The 23,868-nt window shown below is 70.0% G+C and carries 17 protein-coding genes; 6 read left to right on the top strand and 11 right to left on the bottom strand.

Annotated elements, in window-relative coordinates; translation table 11 throughout:
* Positions 1–83 precede the first annotated feature (83 nt).
* From E3O57_RS12940 to E3O57_RS12920, 5 genes are all read right to left on the bottom strand, one after another.
* On the bottom strand, positions 84–2,258 hold the full coding sequence (locus E3O57_RS12940; RefSeq protein ID WP_103480122.1) for a DEAD/DEAH box helicase: 2,175 nt from the start codon (positions 2,256–2,258) through the stop codon (positions 84–86).
* A 202-nt stretch (positions 2,259–2,460) separates the two neighbouring features.
* Positions 2,461–2,799: a DUF6804 family protein gene (locus tag E3O57_RS12935; RefSeq protein WP_241990410.1), complete on the bottom strand. Its 339-nt coding sequence runs from the start codon at positions 2,797–2,799 to the stop codon at positions 2,461–2,463.
* Entirely contained in the window at positions 2,799–4,697 is a 1,899-nt protein-coding gene (locus E3O57_RS12930) for a DUF2207 domain-containing protein (RefSeq protein ID WP_103480123.1), read from the bottom strand. The genes E3O57_RS12935 and E3O57_RS12930 overlap by 1 nt, the downstream gene beginning before the upstream one ends.
* A gap of 69 nt (positions 4,698–4,766) precedes the next feature.
* On the bottom strand, positions 4,767–5,327 hold the full coding sequence (locus tag E3O57_RS12925; RefSeq protein WP_103459481.1) for a GDSL-type esterase/lipase family protein: 561 nt from the start codon (positions 5,325–5,327) through the stop codon (positions 4,767–4,769).
* 135 nt (positions 5,328–5,462) lie between these two features.
* The gene (locus E3O57_RS12920; RefSeq protein ID WP_103480124.1) at positions 5,463–7,034 is read right to left on the bottom strand and encodes an SDR family oxidoreductase; all 1,572 of its coding nucleotides are present in this window, start codon (positions 7,032–7,034) and stop codon (positions 5,463–5,465) included.
* Positions 7,035–7,143: 109 nt separating this feature from the next.
* Here E3O57_RS12920 and E3O57_RS12915 point away from each other — a divergent pair, with 109 nt between their 5' ends.
* The gene (locus E3O57_RS12915; protein WP_103480125.1) at positions 7,144–8,049 is read left to right on the top strand and encodes a TOMM precursor leader peptide-binding protein; all 906 of its coding nucleotides are present in this window, start codon (positions 7,144–7,146) and stop codon (positions 8,047–8,049) included.
* Here the strand turns inward: E3O57_RS12915 and E3O57_RS12910 are convergent.
* Positions 7,940–9,661: an ATP-dependent helicase gene (locus E3O57_RS12910; protein ID WP_241980347.1), complete on the bottom strand. Its 1,722-nt coding sequence runs from the start codon at positions 9,659–9,661 to the stop codon at positions 7,940–7,942. The two genes, E3O57_RS12915 and E3O57_RS12910, sit on opposite strands and share 110 nt — an antisense overlap.
* A complete protein-coding gene (nudC, locus tag E3O57_RS12905; RefSeq protein WP_103480126.1) occupies positions 9,654–10,619 on the bottom strand; it encodes an NAD(+) diphosphatase in 966 nt (321 codons plus the stop codon). The genes E3O57_RS12910 and nudC overlap by 8 nt, the downstream gene beginning before the upstream one ends.
* Before the next feature lie 93 nt (positions 10,620–10,712).
* On the opposite strand from nudC, the gene E3O57_RS12900 reads away from it, so the two are divergent.
* Entirely contained in the window at positions 10,713–11,951 is a 1,239-nt protein-coding gene (locus E3O57_RS12900) for a phosphotransferase (RefSeq protein WP_103459485.1), read from the top strand.
* Here the strand turns inward: E3O57_RS12900 and E3O57_RS12895 are convergent.
* Together E3O57_RS12895 and E3O57_RS12890 are read right to left on the bottom strand one after the other, a co-directional pair.
* Complete coding sequence (locus tag E3O57_RS12895; RefSeq protein WP_103480127.1) at positions 11,840–15,256, bottom strand: ATP-dependent DNA helicase; 3,417 nt, start codon at positions 15,254–15,256, stop codon at positions 11,840–11,842. The genes E3O57_RS12900 and E3O57_RS12895 overlap by 112 nt on opposite strands.
* The gene (locus E3O57_RS12890; RefSeq protein ID WP_241990409.1) at positions 15,253–18,669 is read right to left on the bottom strand and encodes an ATP-dependent DNA helicase; all 3,417 of its coding nucleotides are present in this window, start codon (positions 18,667–18,669) and stop codon (positions 15,253–15,255) included. Before E3O57_RS12890 ends, E3O57_RS12895 begins: the two co-directional genes overlap by 4 nt.
* A 39-nt stretch (positions 18,670–18,708) precedes the next feature.
* Between E3O57_RS12890 and E3O57_RS12885 the strand changes: the two genes are divergently transcribed.
* Both E3O57_RS12885 and E3O57_RS12880 read left to right on the top strand, forming a co-directional pair.
* Positions 18,709–18,933, top strand: a complete 225-nt coding sequence (locus E3O57_RS12885) for a DUF3107 domain-containing protein (RefSeq protein ID WP_088455638.1) — start codon at positions 18,709–18,711, stop codon at positions 18,931–18,933.
* A 7-nt stretch (positions 18,934–18,940) separates the two neighbouring features.
* A complete protein-coding gene (locus tag E3O57_RS12880) occupies positions 18,941–19,243 on the top strand; it encodes a hypothetical protein (RefSeq protein WP_088455637.1) in 303 nt (100 codons plus the stop codon).
* Between the two features lie 66 nt (positions 19,244–19,309).
* Here the strand turns inward: E3O57_RS12880 and E3O57_RS12875 are convergent, their stop codons facing one another.
* Positions 19,310–20,011: a ferritin-like fold-containing protein gene (locus E3O57_RS12875; RefSeq protein ID WP_240632414.1), complete on the bottom strand. Its 702-nt coding sequence runs from the start codon at positions 20,009–20,011 to the stop codon at positions 19,310–19,312.
* 183 nt (positions 20,012–20,194) lie between these two features.
* Between E3O57_RS12875 and E3O57_RS12870 the strand changes: the two genes are divergently transcribed.
* The gene (locus E3O57_RS12870; protein ID WP_088455636.1) at positions 20,195–21,685 is read left to right on the top strand and encodes a DEAD/DEAH box helicase; all 1,491 of its coding nucleotides are present in this window, start codon (positions 20,195–20,197) and stop codon (positions 21,683–21,685) included.
* Between the two features lie 179 nt (positions 21,686–21,864).
* On the opposite strand, the gene E3O57_RS12865 is transcribed toward E3O57_RS12870, so the two are convergent.
* A complete protein-coding gene (locus tag E3O57_RS12865; protein WP_103459487.1) occupies positions 21,865–22,737 on the bottom strand; it encodes a PHP domain-containing protein in 873 nt (290 codons plus the stop codon).
* Between the two features lie 55 nt (positions 22,738–22,792).
* On the opposite strand from E3O57_RS12865, the gene E3O57_RS12860 reads away from it, so the two are divergent.
* Entirely contained in the window at positions 22,793–23,851 is a 1,059-nt protein-coding gene (locus E3O57_RS12860; RefSeq protein WP_103480128.1) for an endonuclease/exonuclease/phosphatase family protein, read from the top strand.
* Positions 23,852–23,868 lie beyond the last annotated feature (17 nt).

The following is a 23,868-nucleotide window of genomic DNA, read 5'->3' as shown; positions in this document are numbered from 1 at the left end:
TCCACCATCATGGCGGCGAGCATTGGCCTGGATCAAGTCAACACCGGCGGCGCTGCTCTGAGGTAGGGACTTCCGGCCCGGTGTTACAGCTCACCGTCCAGCGCCTGCGTGAGTACGTATACCAACGCGCTGGCCTGCACTGAATCTGCCGCGGAGACGTCTTCGTCTGCCCCGTCGAGCGCGCGGGCCGCGCGGCCCTGCTTGCTGCCGATGAGTTCGGCGATGCGCGCGTCAATAGTGTGTGCGGCGATGATCCGCCAGGCCGTGACAGGCTCGGCCTGGCCGATCCGGTGCACCCGGTCGATGGCCTGGGTCTGCTCGGCCGCCGTCCAGCTCAGTTCCGCGAGCACCACGTTGGATGCGGCCTGCAGGTTCACGCCGACTCCGGCCGCGGTCAGCGAGCACACCACGACGGCGACCTCGGGGTCGGTGTTGAACGAGTCGATCGCGGCCTGGCGGGCCAGGGCACTCTGATCGCCCCGCAGCGACACCGTGCGCAGGCCGCGTTTGGCGAAGATCTCCTCCGCGGCATCCATCACGTCGATGTGCTTGGCGAAGAAGACGACCTTGCCCACCGAGTGGGCCAGCTGGGCCGCGTAGTCCGCGGCGAGCCCGGCCTTGGCCTGACCGATCTTGCGCACCATGGTGAACACGTTCTCACCGGTGCTGGTGCCCTTGGATTCCTCGAGATCGGCGTGGGCGACGGCGCGGATGTACGCGGCGCGCTGCTCGTCGTCGATCTCCGGGTTGCGCACGCCGGGGTGGCGCGCGGCGACGAGGGCCTTGTACCGCTGCACCAGGCGGGCGCCGAGCTCACGTTCGGCCTTCTGGATGGAACGGCCCAGTTCGCTGTCGAGCTCCACCGGAAGGTCGGCGATGCGCTTGGCGGGCAGGTCGGCGGCGACGTCGACCTTGCGGCGGCGCACGATGCCCATGTCGATGACCGCGGCGCGGGCCGCGGTGTAGAAGCCGGCATCGGCGGGGGTGAGCCCGGTTTCCTCCAGGCGTGCCATGAGCTTGGCGGTCGGCTTGTCGCCGTCGATCCAGCCGAGGAATTGCCAGATGGCGCGGAAGTCGTCGACGTCGTTGATCAGCGGGGTTCCGGTCAGCGCCATCAGCAGCGGGTTGTTGCCCGGGGTGCGGCGGCGGATCTGCTCGGCGAGGCTGAGCACGTGCTTGGACCGCTGCGACTGCAGGTTCTTGATGAAGTGGGCCTCGTCGACGACCATGCCCTTGAAGCCCAGGGTGCCGAGCCAGGCCAGGTGCCGGTCGAGAACGTCGTAGTTGACCACGACGACATCGGCGAAGGCGTCGAGGGTGTCGCCGTCACCGTGGATGACCGTGGCGCGACGGTGCGGCGTCCACAGTTCGACCTCGCGCACCCAGTTCATCTTCACGACGTTGGGCACGATCGCCAGCAGCGGGTAGGCACCGGCGACGGAGGCGGCGAGCAGGCTCTGCGCGGTCTTGCCGAGGCCGGGCTCGTCGGCGAGCAGGTAGCTGCGGTGGCCGAGGCGGGCGCTTTCCACGAACCGTGCCTGGTGGCGCATAAGCTCCATGCCGCGCGGAGAGAACCTGTCGACGTTGGGCGCTTCGGGCAGGTCCATACTGGCGGCCTGGCCGCCGGAACCGAACTCGAAGGCCTTGAACAGCGGGCCGAGCAGCTCCCAGTTGGCCAGGCGACGGGCGGCAGAGACCGGCGCGGCCTTCACGGCGCTGAAGTCGGGGGCCAGGAACGGATTGGCCATCTGGCGGGCACGCACGGACTGCGGGATGACCTGGTTCTGAGGCACCTCGGGCTTGGCCTCGGGTTCGCGGGTGATGATGAGTTCGTCCGGGCTGAGTTCCGCGCCCGATTCCAACAGCCAGTCGCGGCGGAACCGCTGCGCGACGGTGGAGACGCCGGCATCCGGTTCGAGCAGGGTGATCAGACTGGTGTCGCGGGCGGCGGTCTTCGCGAGGATCTGGGCGATACCGTCGAGGCGTTTGAGAAGTTCGGCGCGGTTCGCGTCGGTCAGTTCGGGGTCGGTCTTCACGCGGGCGCGTTCTTCGCGCATCAGCAGCGCGATGACCTGGTACTTGGTGCGGTTGGTGGGGCCGAGCTTGGTGCCGCTCTGAGCCTTGGCTTCGACCTCGCGCACCTTGCGGGCGAGGATCGGGATGATCGGGGCGTCGTCGTCGCGCGAGCGCGGTCGTTGACGTGTTCGACCGCTGCCGGCTCCAGCGCGGCCCGCTCCGTTGGGGCGGGTGTGTGCCATTTTTCTCCACTTCACACCAGCGCATCACTCAATGCGCGCTGGTCGTGTTGCGCATCCGCAGGATGCCTGTGCGATCGATACGCCGAACCCCATGATCGAGCAGCGGGACGCCGCAGCTTTCAGTCACTTGTGCACTGATGGCCGCGGGGCCACGGTCGAGCCCGGCTCCAGACGCATCCTTAGTCTATGCCCGCCCCCGGATTTAGCGGTGCACAGCGGTCGGGACCTTGGTCCGGATTCCGACGATGATGAAGACCAGAGCGGCGATGAACTGAGCGGACACCCAGCCCTGCCCGTGCAGTTCGATCACGACGATCGGATTCCACAGCACCGCGATCGGCACCAGCCCGATGAGCCACCACCATGCCTTGGCCTGAATGACGAAGACGCAGATGATGAGGGCCAGGATGCTGACGATGTACCGGATGATCACAAAGCTGTCGACATCGAGCAGGGCCAGTCCGGCCAGCAGCGCGATCGCGCCGAGCAGGCCGGGTGCCAGGGCCGAGCGGGTATAGGTAGGTTCTGCCGGGGTGCCCATCAGACGCCCCCTCCCCCGCCGCCGCCTCCGCCGCCGCCGACGGAGCCACCACCGCTCGAACCGGAACCGGCCGAGCTGGCTGCGATACCCGTCGATGCTGACGTGGCGAACGCTGAGACGCCGGTGGCGAAGTACGCGGCGCTGAACGGCGCGGTACCGACGTACCAGTCCGGCTGCTGGTGGGCACCGGCATAGTAGTCGCCCAGCACCGTGGACCACTCCTTCTCCTGACCGGTCAGCACGGCGAACGGCAGCAGTCGCTCGTAGAGCTTGAGCACCTGCACGGGGTCGGTCGCCACCGCACCGGGAGTCTCATCCGGCCGGGACGGCGTGCGCAGGGCGCCGGCGGGGCTCTGCAGCACCCGAAGTCGGTCCGCTTCGGCCAGTGAGATGTACACGGAAACGCCCTTCAGGTAGTCGCGCAGTTCGGCGCCGCGGGCCGTGAGCGGGCGCACGTCGGCCGTCACGGAAATCGTAACTATCGCGGCGACCAGGCCAACGACCAGGAGCAGCGCGGGCCACGCGCCGGCGACCTCGGTGGCGAACGACACTATGCTCGCGATCATCGCGACGAGGCCGGCGACGATGGCCACACCGAACAGCCAACCGCTGAGGGCGCCGCCCTTCTTCTCTCGGAGCCCGTCGGTGAGCAACTGCTTGCGGGCGTCACTCTTGGCGGCGGTCAGGGCGGTGCCCAGTTTCGCATCCGTCTTCTTGAAGTCCCGAATGGTGCCGATGGGCCGGTGGGCGGGGAACAGGGCGTCGAGGACGGCACGCTCGGTGGGGTCAATGCCCGCCCGGCTGCGCAACTCGAGGAGGTAGTGGTTCTTGCCGTCGCCCTCGAGGACCCGCACGTTGCCGTTCACGGCGAACTGCAGGAACTGGGCGGTGAGGGACTTGCCGCTGGCCTTGGCGCCGAGAACACCGCCGGCCTGCAGCAGGTTCACGCCCGTCGGCGGCAGGTATTCGGCGATGATGGTGGGCCGGCCGGGCCGGTTGCGCCAGCGGGAGTTGCGCAGGGCGACGCCGATCACGGCCGTGGTCAGCGCGGCCAGAGCCGCGAGCAACGCGATCGTCGGAAACACGTTCGCGGTGAACGAATCGTCCCTGGGGACGAAAGTACCCTCGTCGAAGCCCACAGCGAGGGCGAGGCCCTCGTGCGGGCCCAAGTCGCGTGCGGTGGCCTCAATGACCCATTCGTCGCCGTCGGCGGCGCTGTCGAGCGTGTCGCAGGTCGCGCCGGATGTCGACACGCCCTGGTAGCAGGCGGTCCGACCGGTGAGGGCGGGAACCAGGTCGGCTGCCACGTGCACCGTGGCGGAGACGGTGCCGAACGGCTGGGCCCATCCGGTGCCGTTCACCTCCCAGAAGAACTCCTCATCCGTCGTGTCGTCGGGGAAGTGGGCGACGTTCTTCTGGGTATAGCTGATGACGTAGGTCTGTTCGCCGTGGACGAAGTCGTCGTCGGCGATGGTGATGATGAGGAACTCGTCATCGGAGTCGTCGCTGTCGGTGTCGGTTTCGTAGTCCCGCTCGGTGCCGTTCTCGTCGGTGACCCTGACGTTGGTCGGGTTGGTGGGCTCACCCCGGTAGTGGGTGGGGATCTGCCGCCGGATGCCCTTGTTCTGGTCGGTCTCGGGGAACTGGGCGACGAGGGTCTCGGTGGTGGCCAGGGTGGAATGGCCCTCCTCGTCACGGTCGAGCCTGTAGTCGGCGTGCAGGGACGCGAAACTGAAATCGTCGACGCCGGCCGAAACCGACTGGGGCGCGAATGTCCCGCCGGCAGCGCCGGCCGGGGCGGCCAGAGCCGACGCAGGGCTCGCGCCGAGGAGGGTGAGCCCGGCGAGAATCGTCGCGGCCAACGACAGTCGGAGGCGGAAACTGACGGGTCGGTGCATGCTCTCATGGTAGCGAGGGAGGTCAGACACCGGTCACCGGCGTTCCTCTCCGGTGCCGCGACGGGTGCGTCAGGCGGGGTGCCGGCTGACGGACAGCGTTTCCGGCGGGTGTTCAAGCAGGTCGACGAGTGCGGGCCGAAGCTCGGTGAACCAGACGACGTAGCCGGCTTCGATGAGGTGCAGGTGATCGGCCGACCATTCGGCGCTGAGAGTGCCGTCCTCGGCGGCCAACACCGGCCAGAGATCCAGGTAGCGAGCCTTGACGGTCGGCGCGAACTGGCGCAGGTGTCGGTTGACGGACCGGATCACGTGCACGAATTCCTTCTCCCTCGGGGGCACGGACTGGATGAGCAGCCGGGTGCCGGGCAGCTGCTTGCGCAGGGTGCACAGGATGGTCTCAATGTTGCGCACGATGTACTCGTCCGAACGGTTCCAGCCCACATCGTTGGTACCCACCTGCAGGACGACGGCATCAGGGTCGGCATCAACAACCTGATCGAGCCGACCCAGGACCTCATCTGTCGTGTCCCCGTTCACGCCGAGGTTCTGCACCTCAAGGTCGGGGAACCGTTCCTCCCATCGAGCGCCCGCGCTGAGACCATCGCCGACGAACACCACCGCACCGGACATCTGGACTCCTCACCGCTTGCTTCCATGATGCGCTCCGCGGTGCACGGTGGCTAGGGTCGAAACTGGCAAGGTCCCGTCAGCCGGCTCTCCGTCGAGCTCGCCGGACGGATGAGCGGTCAGCGGGGGGGGGGCGGGTCAGGAGCCGACGGCGGCCTCCGCGGTCGTGGCCGCCGGCGGGGCACCGACCGGGGTCCCCGGCTGGGTGTCGAGGGTGGCGCCTTCGGTTTCGGCAGCTTCGGTTTCGGCGGCGGCGGTGATGCGGTTGGCCATGCCGCTGAAGATCACGCCGTGGAACGGCAGGATCGAGAACCAGTACAGCCGGCCGCCGAGTCCGCGCGGGAAGAACACCGCACGCTGGCGGTAAATCGAGCCACCGTCATCCGTGGGCTCGGCACGCATCTCGAGCCAGGCCCGGCCGGGCACCCGCATCTCGGCGCGCAACCGCAGAAAGCTGCCTCGATCGATGCGTTCGACGCGCCAGAAGTCGAGCACGTCGCCGGTCTGCAGCCGGTCGGGATGCCGGCGGCCGCGGCGCAGGCCCACTCCCCCGACGACCTTGTCCATCCAACCGCGCACCGCCCAGGCCAGCGGGAACGAGTACCAACCGTTCTCCCCGCCGATGCTCTCGATGACCCGCCACAGGTCCGCCGGCTTGGCGGAGGTGCGCTTCTCCTGGAGGTCGGTGTACACGAGGTGACCGGCCCAGTCGGGGTCGCTGGGCAGCGGGTTGCTCGATGCCCCTTCCGTCGCGGCGTTCTGCCAGCTGGTTTCCACGTCGCCGTCGCGCACCCGGCCCAGGGCCAGGCGCACGGCCCGGCGATAAGTGGTGAGGCCGCCGGCCGGCGGTGGGATCACTGCGTCGATGTCGTGTTCGTGCATGACGCAGTCGTATTGCAGCGACGCGATTATCGGCACGGCCAGGCTGCGCGGGATGGGCGTGACGAGGTTGACCCACTGCGACGCGAGCCACGGGGTGAGCACCGGCAGTGGCGCGATCGGGCGCTGGTGCAGGCCCGCTTCGACGGCGTAGCCGTTCATCATCTGGCCGTACCGCAGCACGTCCGGACCGCCGATGTCGAAGGTGCGGTTGACGTCCGCGGGCACATCGGCGGCGGCGACCAGGTAGTGCAAAACGTCGCGCACCGCGATGGGCTGGATGAAGTTGCGCACCCACCGTGGCGCCGGCATGTACGGCAGCACATCGGTCAGGTGCCGGATCATCTCGAACGACGTCGACCCGGAGCCGATGACGACCCCGGCCTGGAAGGCGACAGTGGGCACGCCGGAGTCCAGCAGGATGCGGCCGACCTCGGCGCGAGAACGCAGGTGCGGCGAGAGGGTCGGGCTGTCGGGGTGCAGGCCGCCGAGATAGACGATGCGCGAAACCTTCGCCTCGGCCGCAGCGCCGGCCACGTTCCGGGCCGCGGTGCGTTCGGTCTGCTCGAAGTCGCCCCTGGCTCCCATCGAGTGCACCAGGTAGTAGAGCACGTCGATGCCGGCGCTGGCGCTGGCCACCGAGGCCCGGTCGCCGAGGTCGCCCTCGACGATCTCGACGTCGTCGGCCCACGGCACGTCGGTCAGTTTCTGGGGCGAGCGCACGAGCACCCGCACGGTATGACCGGCCTCGAGGAGCTTGGGAACCAGTCGGCCCCCGATGTAGCCGGTGGCTCCGGTGACCAGTACGCGGCGTGCGGTCTTCTCAATCATTGCGTCAGCCTAGGGGTGGAGTCTGGGCTGGACCTGCATATTCCCAGGCGGCAATCCGGGCCTGTGGATGGATCCGACGGCGCCGGCCGGTCTGAGGGAAGATCGCCGGATGATCCTTCGACTCGACCCGCGGTATCCGCTCGTCTGGCGCACGCCGGACACCATCCAGCTGGGCATCGACCGGCCGTTGGCGATCGTACCGGGGGTGACGGCTCCGCTGGAGAGCGTCATCGCCGCGCTCCGGGTGGGGATTCCCCGGTCGGGTGCGCTGATGCTCGGGCGACAGTCCGGTGCGACGGATGCGGCGACCGTCGCCCTGCTCTCCGCCCTGGCCCCCGCGCTGGTCGGCCTCGACACTCCACCGGCGGAGCCCGGTGCCGACACCGCCCCGCTCACAGCCACCTGGTTCGGCAGCAGGAGGGCCGCCCCGGTGCACCGCGGCGACCGTCCGGTGGTCTGCGTGGACGGCACCGGGGCCACTGCCGACCGCATCCGGCACCTGCTGGTCGACCTGGGCATCACCGTTGCGACGCCAGGGCAGCTCCCTGACCTGGCCGTGATCGTGGACCATTTCGTGCTCGCCCCGGAGCGGCACGGTCACTGGTTGCGGCGGGATGTGCCGCACCTGCCGGTGCTGTTCAGCGACGCCGAGGTGCGGGTCGGCCCGCTCGTGGAACCCGGGGCCGGCCCGTGCCTGACCTGCCTGGACCTCGAGCACGTCGACCTCGACCCGGCCTGGCCCGCGATCGCCAGCCAGTTGCTGCACCGCACGGCAACCACCGAAACGACCCGGCTGGGCATCGAGGTGGCCTCGACGGCGGCCGGCATCGTGCACGAGCGGGTGTTCGCGTCCTCGAACGAATTCGCGGCCGCGTCACTGGCGATCGACGCTGAATCGCTGACGGTCAGACGCCGCGCGCACCGGCCGCACGAGCGGTGCGGATGCCGATTTCTGCCAGAAAGCGTGATCGTTCTCGCGGGGAACGCTGCTGGCTTCCGGCCGCGGACCAGCTGAGCGAGAGGCGTTTCCGCGCCCGGGTGACACCCACGTAGAGCAACCGGCGTTCCTCGTCGACCTGCTCGAAGGTGCCGGCGTAGCTGATCGGCACCAGACCCTCGGAGAGCCCCACCACGAACACGGCGTCCCATTCCAGGCCCTTGGCCGAGTGCAGGGTGGCCAGGGTCACCGCGGCGACGGTCGGTTCGTGCTGGCCGGCCTGGCGTTCCATCAGCTCGTCGGTGAACTGACGGAAGGTAGTGCCGGGGGCGGCCTGGTCGACGAGCCCCATGATCGCGTTCAACGCCTCCCAGCGGTCGCGCACCGCGCCGCGGGTTTCCGGCGCGGTCTGGCTCCAGCCCAGGCCCCGCAGCACGTCGCTGACCGATTTGAACAGCGGTTCGCCCATGATCGACACGGATGCCGCGCGCAGCGACATCACCGCCTGCTTCACCTCGGGCAGGTCGAAGAACCGCTTCGATCCGCGGATCTGGAAGCTCACGCCGACATCACCGAGCGCGGTCTCGAGCAGCGCGGCCTGCACGTTGACCCTGTACAACACCGCGATGTTCTCCGGTGGCACCCCGGCTTCGACGAGTTCGAAGATGCTTTGGGCCACCCCGCGGGCCTCGGCCATGTCGTTGGGGTATTCCCGTACGGCGGGCTCCACCCCGGTCTCGGCGACGGCGGCGTGCAGCGACAGCGCGCCGGGCCGGCCGCGCATCAGCTGGTTGGCGGTAGCGACGATGGCGGCCGTTGACCGGTAGTTCTGTTCCAGGCGCACCACTGTGGCGTCCTCGTAGTGCTTGGGAAAGTCGAGCAGGTAGTCGCTCCGGGCCCCGGCGAAGGAGTAGATGGTCTGACTGGCATCGCCGACCACGCACAGGTCCCGCCGGTCGCCGAGCCACAGTTTGAGCAGGTCGTACTGCAGCGGGGAGACGTCCTGGAACTCGTCGACGACGAAGAACCGGTACTGCTCACGCACCTGCAGCGCCACGGAGGGTTCGGCTTCGATCATGCCGGCCATGGCCAGCAGCACGTCCTCGAAGTCGATCTGCTTGCGGTCGTCCTTGAGCCGTTCGTAGCCGGCCTGCATGTCCAGGGTCTGGTCGATGTCGAGCCGGCCGGGCAGGGCACGGCCGGCGGTGGCGTACTGGTCCAGGCTGAGGCCGCTGGTTTTGCGCCACTCGATCTCGCCGGCCAGGTCGCGCAGGGTGGCGGTGTCCAGCTTGAGTTTGAGGACCTCGGCGGCGTGACCGAGCAGCCGGCCCTTGCCCTCGAGGATGCGGGGCGCTTGGCCGCCGACGACGTGCGGCCAGAAGTAGTTCAGCTGGCTCAGCGCGGCCGCGTGGAAGGTGCGCGCGGCGACGCCGCCGGCGCCGAGCTGGCGGAGCCGGCCGCGGAGCTCCGCGGCGGAGCGGGCGGTGAAGGTGAGCGCCATCACCCGGTTCGGCGAGTAGGCGCCGCTCATCACGCCGTAGGCGATGCGGTGGGTGATGGCGCGGGTCTTGCCGGTGCCGGCGCCGGCGAGCATGCAGACCGGTCCGATCAGGGCTTCGGCGGCGATGCGCTGTTGCTCGTCGAGTCCGGTGAGCAAGGACTCGGCGGTGGGGGTCAACCGGTCAGACACCGGGCTGCTCCGGCTGAGCCAGCCAGTCGTCGAGGAGCGCGCGGGCGATCGACGATGGGCCGGGCAGCATGATGCCGTTTTCGGGGTCGGCGAGCTCGGCGCGGCTGAACCAGCGCAGATCCAGGATCTCGGTGCCGTCGGGCACCAGAGAGCCGGCCTGCTGGTCATCGGCCAGGCGGGCGGTGAAGCCGACCATGATCGACGCCGGAAACGGCCACGGCTGCGACCCGCGGTAGACCGGGTCGGTGACCCGCATGCCGGATTCCTCGAACACCTCACGCACCACGGCGGACTCGAACGATTCGCCGGGTTCGACGAAGCCGGCCAGCAGCGAATACCGGTTCGCCTCCCACATGGCGTTGGAGCCCAGCAGCACCCTGTCGCGGTCGTCGGTGATCAGCACGATCACGGCCGCGTCGGTGCGGGGGAAAATCTGGCTGCCGTCCTCGGGGCAGTGTCGCACCCAACCGGCTGTGGTCACGTCGGTCGCCGCGCCGCAGCGCGGGCAGTGCGGGTGCGAATCGTGCCAGTGCAGGATGCCGAGGGATTCGGTGAGGATGCCGGTGTCCCGGTCCGAGAGGAGGGTGGCGTAGTCGCGCAGGCCCACCCACCTCGACGCGTCGGGTTCCAGCGCGGCGGCCTGGTCATCGTTCAGCGGCACGGCCACGAGCGGGGTGCCGACGGGTTCGGCGGCGTCGGCGTCCAGCGACAGGCCGAGGTAGACCCGCAGGGCGGCCGCCGGGTCGATGGTGAGATCGGCCGGCTCGAGCAACAACAACCGGGGCCGGTCGTTCCCGGCGGCGGCGGCGAGCAGCACGGTACCGCGCCAGAGCGGCAGAACCCGGGTGCCGGCATCCGCCCAGAGCCGCTCGAACAAATCGGGTTGGGCGCGGGCGTCGTTGTCGCGATCAACGGCGTGCCTGGACAGTGGCAGCGTGGCCGTGAACCTGAACGACATGAGACCCCTCAAAAATCGGGCAACACGTGCCGAAGTTGTCTGCAGGCGTGGCGAATGGCCTCACCGGGAGGAACTCGACCTAACCTAGTAGGCATGGCCAGATCCCACCTCACTCTAGCCGCGTTGGCCACCAATGCAGTGCCGGAGCTCGACGTCGCCCACGCCCGAAACCACAGTCTCGGCGGCGGCGGGTTGTTCGACTCTGCCTTGCTGATCACCCGCGATGAGAAGGAACTGATCATCAGGGTTCCCACGTCGCAGGCGGCCGAAACCGAGCAGTCAGCCGACCTCGTGGCGTTGCGCGCCCTGACGACGGGCAACCGCAGCAGGCTGCCGTTCGACGTGCCGGTGTTCGTGGGCCAGGCGCCGTTCGAAGGCACCAGGGCCGTGGTCTACGAGCGTCTGCCCGGCGCCTCGTACGATGCGGATGCGCTCACCGGGCATGAGGGGGTGTCCGGGTCGATCGGCCGCGCGATCGCCGCCATCCACGGGCTGCCGTCGGCATTCATCGGCGACGCCGGCCTCGTGCAGCAGAGCGCCCAGGATTGCCGCACCGCCACCATCGACCTGATCGACCGGGCCGCGAACACCGGCAAGCTGCCCGCAGCGCTGCTGCGGCGCTGGGAACTCGCCACCGACGACAACGCTCTCTGGCAGTTCGCGCCGACGGTGATCCACGGGTCACTCACCGCGGAGTCCTTCCTGATCAGCGACGACGCCGTGTGTGGGGTGCTCGGCTGGTCTGGACTCTGTGTCGGCGACCCGGCCCGCGACCTCAACTGGTTGCTCGCCGCGCGCGGTGACGCCGCCGAGACGGCCGTGGCCACCTACACCGCGGCGCGGCAGGGCAACGACCCACTGATCACCCAGCGGGCGATGCTCTACGCCGAGCTGGAACTGGCCCGCTGGCTGCTGCACGGCGTCGACACCCACGACGAGGCCATCGTCGACGACGCGGTGTCGATGCTGGACGGTCTGGTCGACAACGTGCACAGCCACACCATGAACTCGCTCTCCCCCGATACCGGACCCATCCTCAGCGTCTCCGACGTCGAGTCGATGCTCAAGGACACCCCGCGCACCCAGGCCACCGGGTCCGCCGGTCGCAACAGCGACGACAACTCCGAGTACGGCACCAGCGAGTTCGCGGACACCGGGTCGTTCAGCAGGGTGACCAGCTTCGACGGCACCGGTTTCGACGGTGCCGGGTTCGATACCGGTTACGGCGACGACTCGACGGGGCCGATCCCCACGGGCGACGGCACGGCAGACGGCCGCGCGGACGACCCGGCCACCGACGACCACGCCGCCAGAAGGTCCTCCTCCGAGTAGAGCCGCTCGGGGGCGACGATGCGGTCGTCCGCGACGAAGTAGAAGACAGCGTCGACGCTGGCCGGGTCGATGCCCTTCCAGCGGGCGTAAGCGAGCCGGTACAGGGCCAGCTGGGTCTGCTTGAGTTCGAGGTCGGCGGCGTCCTTGGGCGCCTTGCCGGTCTTCCAGTCCACCACCTGATAGCCGGTGGGGGTCTTGTAGACGGCGTCGAGTTTGCAGATGAAGACCTGATCGCCCAGCACGTGGTGGATCTCGATCTCCACCTCCTCGGGTGCCAACGTCGCCCAGGGTGACCTCTCGAAGGTGGCCTTGAACCGGTCCAGCTGTTCCAGCTCGAGCGGCATCCCGTCACCGGTGTCGATGTCGGCGTCGGGGTCCACGTCGAGTTCGTCCGGCCCGACGTCGATGAGGTCGCCGGCCGACGCCCCGGTGGAGCGCTGTTCGACCCAGGAATGGAACAGGGTGCCCAGGCGGGTGGCCCGGTATGGGCGCTCCGGCATCGGCCGGCGCAGCCTGGCGAGCACCGCGGCGGGGTCGTCGACGTAGTCCTTGAACCTGGAGGCCGGGATGCGGGTGGGCACGCCGAGGACGCCGGGTCCGGCCAGGCGTTGGGCGCGTTCGGCCAGCAGCAGGGTCACCTCCCTTGACCAGGGCGTTTCGATGCGGGCGCCGTCGTCTTCGGCATCCGTGCCCGTGTCATCGTGCGCGCGCACCAGGGCAGCGGCGGCCTCGACGACGGGGCGGCGGGTGCCGAGCGGGTCGAACGGCCACACCTCGGTGGCGTCTTGGTCCGTCTGCGGCTTCTCGTCGAACTCGCTGCCCTCCGGCAGGGAGTCGATGAGACCCGCCTCGGCCAGTTCGAGCAGGTACCGGCTGGCCTTCCGCACGGTCGTGCCGCCGCCCCAGAACGCCCCGGTGAGCAGCAACTGCTGCTGGGCGCGGGTGGTGGCCACGTAGATCAGCCGGCGTTCCTCGGCGTCGTGCCGGTCGGCGAGCTGCTCTTTGTACAGCTCGAAATCGATGTCGAACGACATCTGGGTCTCATGGCCGAGGCGTTTGAGTTCCGGCAGCTCCGCCCGGTCGCCCCGGCAGTGGTAGGGCAGCTCACCGAAGCGCAACCAGCCGGAGACCTCGCGGGACGGGGCGGGCAGGTTCTTCTCGGTGAGGCCGGGGATGGCCACATAGTCCCACTCCAGTCCCTTGGAGCCGTGGATGGTGAGGAGCTGCACCGTGCCCGGTTCGGCGGCCTCGCCGCGCGGGCCGAGGTCGTCCTGGCGTTCGGCGCGGGCCAGCCAGCGCAGGAAGCTGGCCAGGGTGCCCTGCTCGTCGCTGTCCAGGAACGCCGAAACGGCATCGTGGAAGGCATACAGGTTGGCCAGGGCCCGGCCGTGGCTCTCGTTGGCGACCAGTTCCAGGTCGAGCAGGGTTTCCTGTTCGATCAAACGCACGAAGTCGAGCAGGCCCAGGCCCGAACGGCTGCGGAGCCAGGCCAGCTGCCGGCCGGCCTGGCGCAGGCGCTGCCGGCCGTCGTCGCTGAAGGCGGCCAGCTGGCCGTGCGATTCGGGTGCGGAGGCCACAAAATCCAGCGCGTCCACGAGCGACCGGCTCTCCTCGGTGGCCACGGAGGCGCGCAGCTTGGCCTTGAGTTCGTCGGTCACGGCCTTCTGCGCCCAGTCGTGCGTGGCCAGCCAGCCCGCCACACCGGAGAGGGCCTGCAGGTCGCGCACGCCGATCCGCCAGCGGCCGCCGGTGAGCAGCCGGATCAGGTCGCTGCCGGCGGACGGGTCGTGCACCACGCGTAGCACGGCGAGTACGTCGGCCACTTCCGGGGTCGACAGCAGGCCGCCGAGGCCGAGCACGTGCGCGGGCACACCGTGTTCGCGCAGCACCTCGGCGTAGAACTCCATGTCGCGGCGGGCGCGGAACAGCATCGCGCCGGACTCGGGCTCAGCATCCACGCCGGCCGGCGCCGTGCCGAGCCTGGCGGCGAACCAGCGGGCGATCGCGGCGGCCTCGTCGGCGATGCTCTCGTACATTGCCGCGTCTACCCGGCCGGCGGCCTTGCCCGGCGGCACCTTGAGGGTCTCCACCTGGATGCCGTTGGGCCGGGCGCGCAGCTGCGCGCTCAGGGGCGCGACCAGGGCGTTGGCGGTCTCGAGCACGGTGACCGGGTTGCGCCAGGTGAACGAGAGCGACATCGACGGCGCCTCGGTGTTGGCCAGAGCAGCGAAGTCGGTGGAGAAGCCGAGCAGGTTCGCGGAGCTCGCGCCCCGCCAACCGTAGATGGACTGGTGCGGGTCGCCGACGGCCATCACCGGGTGGTGGGCGAACAGGGTGCGCAACAGCTCGGTCTGCAGCACCGAGGTGTCCTGGTACTCGTCGAGCAACACGATGCGGTACTGCTCGCGGTAGCGGGCCACCACGGCCGGCACCTTGCGGCAGACCTGCAGGGCCAGGGCCACCTGATCGGAGAATTCGATCAGGCCCTGGCGGCGTTTCTCGGCCCCGTAGGCATCCGCCAGCTCGGCCAGCACCGGCAACGGAGCGACGGCGCTGATGGCCTCCAGCACCGAGTCGTAGGCCTTCTTCTTACGCGGGTTGCCGTAGGGCAGGTCGGCGAGGTAGCCGAAGCTGTTCGCCAGGCGCGCGAGGTCGTGCGGCACCGGCTCCTCGCCGGGCACGAACGGGGGCGGGTTCTCGGCCAGGGCGCGGCTGAGCGAGAGCACAGCGTCGGTGACGGCGTCGACGCCCTTGCCGTACTGCACGAGCCGGCCGTCGCCGTTGGCCACGACCACCCGGCGGGCGAGCAGCCAGGCGCTGGTTTCGCTGAGCAGCACCGATTCGGGTTCGCGGCCGAGCAGCAGCGCGTTGTCGGTGAACAGCCGGCTGGCGAACGAATTGTAGGTGGAGACCGCGGGGGCGTTGAACAGGTCGGCGGAGTCGAGGCTATGCATGGAGCCGGGTGCCGGCGGTGCGGTATCCGCATCGGCGCTCGTGGGCATCAGCCCGGCCTCGCTGAGCTGGCGGATGCGATCGTTGATGCGTTCAGCGAGCTCGCCGGCGGCCTTGCGGGTGAAGGTGAGCCCGAGGATCTGGTCCGGCCTGGCATGCCCGTTGGCCAGCAGCCAGAGCACCCGGTTGGCCATGGTCTCGGTCTTGCCGCTGCCGGCACCGGCCACCACCAGGGTGGGCGTGAGGGGTGCCTCGATCACGGCCTGCTGCTCGCTTGTGGGCGGGAACATCTTCAGCGCCGCGGCGATGTCGAGGGCGGAGACCGCCCTGTTCTGAGAAGACGGGGTACTCATGAGCTGACCTGCTTGATGACGTGGATCCGGCACGAGCCGTAGGAGCGGGGGTTGAGGCAGTGGTCGGCGATCTCGGCCACGAAGGTGGCGCCGCCCATGCCGGCGGCGTCGTCGGTGACCCTCGTGGTGAAGGCCGCGAGTTCGTCCGGACTGAAGGCCGGCTGGGTGGGATTGCGGTAGTTCTGCTTCTGGGTGCCGGAGGACACGATCACCAGGCGCGCGCCGGCCAGCTCCATGCCGGGTTCGAGGCCGTCGATGACACCGGCCGAGAAGGCCAACTGGTAGGCACCGAGCTGCGGGTGCTCGGCCACCCCGGTATCGCTGGTCGGGTCGCCCTTGCCGGTCTTGAGGTCCACGATCACGGCGCGGCCGTCCGGCAGCCTCTCCACCCTGTCGATGGTGCCGGAGAGCACGGCGCCGTCCAGCTCAAGGGCGAACCGGCCCTCGGCACTGAGCAGTCGGGTGCCGTCGCGGGCACCGTCGCCGAGGTACGCGGCGAGCCTGTCGGTGAGTTCGCGGGCCTGGGTCTTCTGCACCCTGGACTGCCAGTCGGCGTCGAAGACGAGTTCGTCCCAGCGGGCCTCGACGCCGGCCCAGAGCGCGTCGGCGGTGATCCCTGCCGGGTCCGGCGTGCGGGCCGGGTCGGTGGCGTCCTCCATCACCTTGTGGATGATGGTGCCGAGGTTGGCCGCGGTGCTGGAGTCGCCGCCGCCGATCTGGCCGATCAGCCAGTGCAGCGGGCAGGTTTCAAACGCGCTCATCCGCGACGGCGACACGCGCACGGGTCCGTCGCCGGCCTCGGGATCGTTGAGCGGCCGGACCGTGCTGGCCGGGCGGAGGCCGTACCAGTCGTCGGGTGACGCGCCGGGCACCTTCTCGCCGGCCAGGCGGGCGAGCGTGGCGGCGGCATCCGTGGCCCTGGCCGGCAACACGGCGGGCAGCGCGGCGACGGGGTCGGCCTCGGACCCGACGGCGGGCTGCAGCCTGGGTCGCAGGGTCTGGGTGAGGTCCCGGCGGAGGCGCCCGACCAACCCGCGCAGCGACAGCGGGTACCGGGCCAGCGGGGCGGGGTCGGGCTGCGGCAGCAGACGCAGGAACGCGGAGGGTTGGTTCTCGTCGTTGTCGACGGCGGTCACCAGCAGCTCGGTGGTGCTGCGGGAGGCGCCCTGGGCGAACATCCGCAGCTCGTCGTGCAGCACACTCGTGCGGGCGCCGGCCGGGTCGGGGTTCTGCCCCGCTGCCAGCAGGGCCAGGTCGCCGGCGCCGAGCAGCGAACCGCGGATGCGCAGGTCGGGCCAGACGTTCTCCTGCACTCCGGCGAGCACGACCAGGTCGAAGTCGCGGCCGATGGTGCCACTGGGGGTGGACACGAGCACGGACTCGGCCAGGGCGCGGGGGGCGAGGGTGTCTTCGGGCACATCGGTGTCGACGAGGTGTTCGACGAAGAGCACGGGCGGGGCCGCCGGGGTGCGTTCGACGAAGCGCTGCGCGGCGGAGAACAGGGCCACGACGGCGTCGAGGTTGTGGTTGGCCTCGTCGGCGTCGATGCCGGTGCCGGTGGACTGCTCGGCCCAGGCCGGGGCGAGGCCGCTGCGCTGCCAGAGGCCCCAGAGCAGTTCCTCGATGGTGGCGCCGGCGGCGTAGGCGGTGCGGGTCTGCCGGAGGTTCTTGGCGCAGGATGCGGCGCGCCGGGCGGTGCGGTTGTCGATGCGCTCGAGCAGGGCCGGGCTGTGGAAGACCTCCACGAGCAGGTCGTCCGCGCTGCGGGCGCCGTCGGCGGTGAGTTCCTCGTGGCTGAGTTCCTGTTGGCGCAGCGCCGCGCGCAGCCGTCGCAGGGTGATCGGGTCGAGGCCACCGAGCGGGCCGCGGAGCAGGTCCACCGCCGCGTCGGCGTCGAGCGGGCGGCGGCCCAGGGTGATGTCGAGTGCGAGGACGAAGGCGCGCACGGCCGGTTCGTCGCGGAGGGCGGTCTGCGCGGCGGCCACCTGGGTGGGCACCTCGAGCGCGGCCAGCCCCTTGGACAGCACCGGCACGAGCGCGCCGGTGCGCACGATCACGGCCATCCGCCCCCAGGGCAGGCCGTCGAGCACGTGGCGTTCGCGCAGGCGCCGGGCGATCACGGCGAGCTGGTCGGCGGGGCTGGCGGTGACGACAGTCTGCACGGCGGTCGGCGCTGCGGCGGTTTCCGCAGTGGTCGGCGCTAGCCCGGCGCTGCCGGCCGCGCGCTGGGTGCCGGCGGCGGCGGCGCCGATCCGCCCGGTGAACTCGCGGATGACCGCGCGCAGCTCGGTGCCGTGCCGGTACACGGTGTCGAGGGTGAGGGTGGCCACGTCGGGCAGCCGCAGGTAGTGGCCGAGTCGGCCGAGGGCATCCGGGTGGGCGCCGCGGAACGACCCTGTGCTCAGGTCGGGGTCGCCGAACGCCACGATCGTGACGCCACGGGCGGCGAACTGGGCCAGCAGCGCCAGCGTGGACTCGGTGGCCTCCTGGGCGTCGTCGAGCACGATGAGTTTGAGCGCACCGAGCGGGCCGAGCGGGTTGTTCGGCGTCACTGCGGCCAGGGTCGTGGGTCCGGCCGTGCCCGCCAGCCTGGCGGGCAGGCGCGGGGCATCCTGCACGATCGCCGCGGCGAACTGCACGAGCTCGGTGGAGTCGAACTGGCCGGGCCGGCTCTGGTCCTTGATGTCCTGGTAGTCGTCGATGAACGCGGCCGCCGCGGCCCACTCCGGGCGGTCGTTGCCGGCGGCGAGGGCGGCCAGCCGGGCGGGGGTGACGCCGTACTCCACGGCGCGCATCATCAGGTCGCGCAGTTCGGTGCGGAAGCCGCGCAGGCTGCGCACCTCGGCGTCGAGCGGGCTCGGCCAGGACGGTCCGGTGCCGGAGGCGATGTCGCCGGCCAGAATCTCCGCGATGATCTGGTCCTGCTCGCCGCCGGTGAGCAGGGTCGGGCTGGTGCGGCCGGCCGCCACCTCGGCGTCCCGCACGATCTGGAAGGCCACGGAGTTCATGGTGCGAGCCAGCGGGCCGTTGGTGGGCACCCTGAGGCGCAGGGCCAGCCTGTCTCGAAGCACGGTGGCGCCGGTGCGGGTGGGCACCAGCACCAGCACTTCGCTGGGCGAGATTCCGTGGGTCAGCACCCTGTCGGCGACGAACTCGACGAGGGTGTGGGTCTTGCCAGAGCCCGGGGCGCCGATCACGGCGGCCGACCTGTCCAGGCCCAGGCGCAGGACGGCCTCCTGGGAGGCATCCAGGCCGAGGGTACGGCCTGGCACATCCGGTTCGGCCGACCACGCCGGTGTCTCAGCAGCGTCGGAGACGGCGGGATCGTCGAGCAGTTCGGACACCGGGTTCATCACGGTCCAACGGTAACGGGTTGCGCCGACAGTGAACGTGGCGGGCCGAGCATGGGGCATGTCGTAATCTGAGCGGGTAGGCAACCGAAAGGCGCATCCGTGGACATTCGCATTGGCATTTTCAACTCCCCCCGGGAGATCAGCTTCGAGACGGCGCAGCCCGCCAACGAGATCGAGGAGACCGTCGCGGCCGCCCTCGCGGGGCAGACCGGGTACCTCAAGCTCAGTGACAAGAAGGGGCACGTGTACATCGTCCCCACCATCGGCCTCGCCTACGTCGAGCTGGGCTCTGAGTCCTCCCGCCGCGTCGGCTTCGTAGCCTAAACCTGCGATGGAGCTCCTGTTCGTCGCCCTCGGCGGCGCGCTGCTCGGGCTGGCGGCTCGGTACGCCCTGCCCCGTCGCCTCACGCACGGTTCCGTGTTGGTGCCGGCGGTGGGTACCGGTGTCGCGTCGCTGGTCTGGGTCGTGCTGACCTGGCTCGGCTGGGCGTGGGACGGCGGCTGGATCTGGTGGGTGTCCTTCGTGGTCGCTGCCATCGCCGCCGTCGTGGTGGATGTGGTTCTGGGCCGTCGCCGCGAGGCCGCGGACCTGGCGATGCTGCACAGGATCAGCAGGACCGGGCTGCCGGCGTAACGTCAGCTGACGAAAAGACCCTCATCGATCTCGATGAGGGTCTTTTCGCATGGCCGCGAGCGGATGTCACGCGGTGAGGCCGAGGCCGTCCATCCGGCGGGTATGCGCGGCGATCAGCTCGGTGAAGACAGGTTCGATGCGGGAGTCCTGCGTCACCGCCATGGCCGATCGTGCCACGAGCAGGGTGTCGCCGACCAGGCGTCGACCCCACAGTGCCAGGCGGGATTCGAGCGCCGGCTGCGCGGCGATGGCCGCGGCCAGCTCGTGCACCAGGACGTCGGCACCGCCGTGCTCGCCGAGCAAGTGGGCGATGCGCGGGCCGACATCGCCGGGCAACGCGTCGGAGAGCCTGATGAAGAAGTCGTCGAGCAGGCCACCGGTCAGGTAGCAGCTGAGCAGCAGCTCCTGCCAGTCCTCGCCCGCGGTGATCGCGCGAAAGTTATCCAGTGCGGGAACGAACGGGCCCATCACACTGGCCGGTTCACCATCACGACGGCGGATCTCCTCGATGAGTCCGTGGTGCTTCGACAGCGCACGCCCGGCGGCCAGGCTCAGGCCCTCCTTGGCGGCGAGGGTGGGCGCCGTGATGACCGCCGTCGACAGGCTCTCGAACATGCCCAGTTCGAAATAGGCGGCCTGCCCGAGGTAGGTGAGCAGGTCCGGCACCAGTTCGGTGATGTCCACCTTCGTGGTGGCGCGCCGGTCGCCCCGGGCCGACAGCCGCGGCGTCTCTGCCCGTTTCGGGCGTTCACCTAACCAGGAGATCACTTGCCAAGCATAGGTCCACGTCCCCGGCTTCGTTGCGAATAACGTGCCTGGTGCGGTGCGCCCACGGGCTGTTGCCCAGGGCCGCACTATAGTCTGGTGTCATTCACCGGCGCAGGATCGGTGGACTTGCGCCTGAGGCAAAGACGGGCGCATCCCGCTTCGAGCTAGACAGGCAACCATAACGTGACCTTTTCCGAACTCAATATCGACCAGGACATGGTCGAGGCTCTCGCCGCCAAGGGCATCCTCGAACCGTTCCCCATCCAGACCCAGACGATCCCCCTCGCCCTCAGCGGCCAGGACATCATCGGCCAGGCCAAGACCGGCACCGGCAAGACCCTGGGCTTCGGTCTGCCGCTGATCCAGCGTCTCGGCCTCAACCCCGAGCCCGGTGTGCAGGCGCTCGTCGTCGTGCCCACCCGCGAGCTGTGCGTCCAGGTCAGTGAAGACCTCGAACTCGCCGCGAGCAACCGTGGCACCACCATCGTCTCCATTTACGGCGGCAAGGCCTACGAGGGCCAGATCGAGCAGCTCAAGGCCGGAGCGCAGATCGTCGTCGGCACCCCCGGGCGTCTGCTCGACCTCGCCAGCCAGCGCCTGCTCAGTCTCGCCAACGTGCGCGAGATGGTGCTCGACGAGGCCGACAAGATGCTCGACCTCGGCTTCCTCGCCGACATCGAGAAGCTGTTCTCGCAGACGCCGTCCACCCGCCACACGATGCTGTTCTCGGCCACCATGCCGGGCCCGATCGTGGCGCTGGCCCGCCGGTTCATGACCAAGCCCATCCACATCCGCGCGAGCGACCCCGACGAGGGCCTCATGCAGGCCAACATCGAGCACCTCGTGTACCGCGCGCACAACATGGACAAGGACGAGGTCATCGGCCGCATCCTGATGGCAGAGGGCCGCGGCAAGACCGTGATCTTCACCCGCACCAAGCGTGCCGCCGCCAAGCTCGTCGAAGAACTCGGCGACCGTGGCTTCAACGCCACCGCCGTGCACGGCGACCTCAACCAGGAGCAGCGCGAGCGCGCCATGGCGTCGTTCAAGGCCGGCAAGAAAGACATCCTGATCGCCACGGATGTCGCCGCGCGCGGCATCGACGTCGACGATGTCACCCACGTGATCAACCACACGATCCCCGAGGACGAGAAGGCCTACCTGCACCGCGTGGGTCGCACCGGCCGCGCCGGCAAGACCGGCATCGCCGTCACCTTCGTGGACTGGGACGACATGCCCAAGTGGACCCTGATCAACAAGGCCCTCGACTTCGGCACCCCGGAGCCGCAGGAAACCTACTCCTCGTCGCCGCACCTCTACACCGACCTGAAGATCCCCGCCGGGTCGAAGGGCCGCCTGCGTGCGACCCCGATCAAGGAGGCCGTCGCCGGCGCACCCGCCGGACGCGACTCCGGTCGTGGCGGCCGCAGCGACAGCCGTTCCGGTGGTCGCTCTGACGGTCGCTCCGCCGATCGCTCCGGTTCGGGTCGCTCCGCGGACCAGGCTCCCCGCACCCGCGTGCGCGTGAGCTCGACCACCAACCCGGATGCCCCCGCCGCCACCCCGGCGGCCGGCACCCACGACGGTGGCGGCTCAGAGCACCACGACGGCAACAGTGCGCCGCGTCGCCGCAGCCGCACCCGCCGCCGCTCCCCGCAGGCGCCCACCGCATAGCGGGCTCTGCACACCGACTTGCCGCTAACGGCCCCTTGACATCCCGTCAAGGGGCCGTTTGCTTCATCTCGGCGACGGATGCGGTGCCGACTGGCCAGTTGAGGCCTCCTGGGCGTCGCGGACGGGGCGCGAACTGGCATGTCACCAGATCGCCGACGTGATGGGCCGGGCGGGCGAGGTCAGGCGGGGAACACCGGCTCGGAGCCGCGGCCCTCGGCGATGAGGCGCTCGAGCACCTCGGGAGTGGTGGTGTTCTCGCCGAGCCGGTTGGGCTTGCCCTCACCGTGGTAATCGCTGGAGCCGGTGACGGCCAGGCCGTACTTCACGGCGAGCATGGTCAGCCGGGCGGTGGCCTCCGGCTTGTTCTCGCGGTGCCGAAGCTCCAGACCGAACAGGCCGGCATCCACCAGGGCCGCCAGCCGGCTCTCTGCCATCACGTCGGCGACGCCGCGGGTGGCCGGATGCGCGATCACGGGCACTCCCCCGGCCGCACGCACCAGGGCCACCGCACGCAACGGATCCGGGGCGTAGTGCGGCTGGAAGTAGCCCGCCTCCCAGTGCAGGATCCCGGCGAACGCCTCACTGCGGGTGAGAGCGAGCCCGTTGGCGACCAGGGCGTCGGCGATGTGCGGACGGCCAACGGTGCCGCCCGTGGTGGTCTGGGCGAGAACGTCGTCCCAGGTCAGCTCGTAGTCGGCGCCGATGCGGGCCACCATCTGCTCGGCACGGGTGAGCCGGGCCTTACGGATGTGCGCCGTCTCGGCGACGATCCCGGCATCGGACGGGTCGAAGAGATAGGCCAGCAGGTGGATGCTGGTGTGGCCGACGCGGGTGCTGAACTCCATCCCGGGGATCAGGGTGATGCCTGCGGTCCGAGCGGCGATCGAGGCCTCCGACCAACCCGCCGTGGAGTCGTGGTCGGTGATCGCCACGGTGCCCAGGCCCGCGGCCGCGGCGGCGCGCACGAGCTGTGAAGGCGTCTCGGTGCCGTCGGAGACGCTGGAGTGGGTATGTAGGTCGATCGGACCCGTGGAACGCCGTTCGACTGCCATTCCCCCATGCTAGTTGGCGCGGGAATACAGCTTGGTCGCCTACAGTGACTCATCTATGCTCTCCACGCTCATTCGCACCATCGTCGTGCTCGCAACCCTGGCCTTCCTCACCGTGCTGGCCTGGCCCGCGATCGCCGGGCTGCAGAACTCCTGGGTCATCGCGCACGCCGTGTCCTTCCGCGGCCTCGCCGTGGCGGTGGCCATCGCCCTGCTGGCACTGCTGGCAATCCTGCTGCTCCTTGTACGGCCGCTGCGCGCCACCACGGCTCTGTTGATGGTGCTGCTGGTAACTTTCGGCGCCGTCAACTCCGGCATCCTGCTGCACCGCGGTCTGGGCTCGGATGCGGCGGCGGCCGTTGCGGCGGAGCCCGCCGACGCCGCGGTCACGGTGCTGAGCTGGAACACCCTCGGCGACGCCCCCGGCGCCGCGGCCATCGCCGACCTCGCCCTCGCCGAGGAGGCCGACGTGCTCACCCTCCCCGAGACGACCGAGGAAACCGGTGTGCTCATCGCCGAGGCCATGCGTGCCGCCGGCCGGCCGATGTGGGTGCACACCGTCTCCTTCGACCTCATTTCCAAGGCACGGTCGACGACCCTGCTGATCAGCCCGGACCTCGGCGACTACACGGTCACCTCGGCCGCGGGCTCCGGCCCGCCCGGCAACACCAACGTGCTTCCCACCGTCATCGCGGAGCCCGTGGACGGCGCCGGCCCGACGATCATCGCCGTGCACGCCGTCGCCCCGATCCGTTGGGAAATGGCCAACTGGAGATCCGACCTGGACTGGTTGGCCGAGCAGTGCAGCGGCGGGTCCTCCGGCGACGACGGCGTGATCATGGCCGGCGACTTCAACGCCACGATCGACCACTTCGCCGGGCGGGCCACCTCCGACGGCGCCGTTCTCGGCGACTGCCGGGATGCCGCAGCAGCCACCGGTTCCGGCGGGGTGGGCACCTGGCCGGCCTGGGCGCCCGCCCTGCTCGGGGCCCCCATCGACCACGTCCTGGCCACGCCAGACTGGCAGGTCGAGCGGATGCGCGTGATCGGTACCGAGGACACCGCCGGCAGCGACCACCGTCCCGTCGTGGCCACGCTGTCCCCCGCCACCGAATAGGCAACCGGCGGGCTCCA

Source organism: Cryobacterium sp. TMN-39-2, assembly GCF_004402745.1.
In the GTDB taxonomy this organism is placed as follows: Bacteria; Actinomycetota; Actinomycetes; order Actinomycetales; family Microbacteriaceae; genus Cryobacterium; species Cryobacterium zongtaii.
This window is presented reverse-complemented; position numbering and strand designations above follow the sequence as displayed.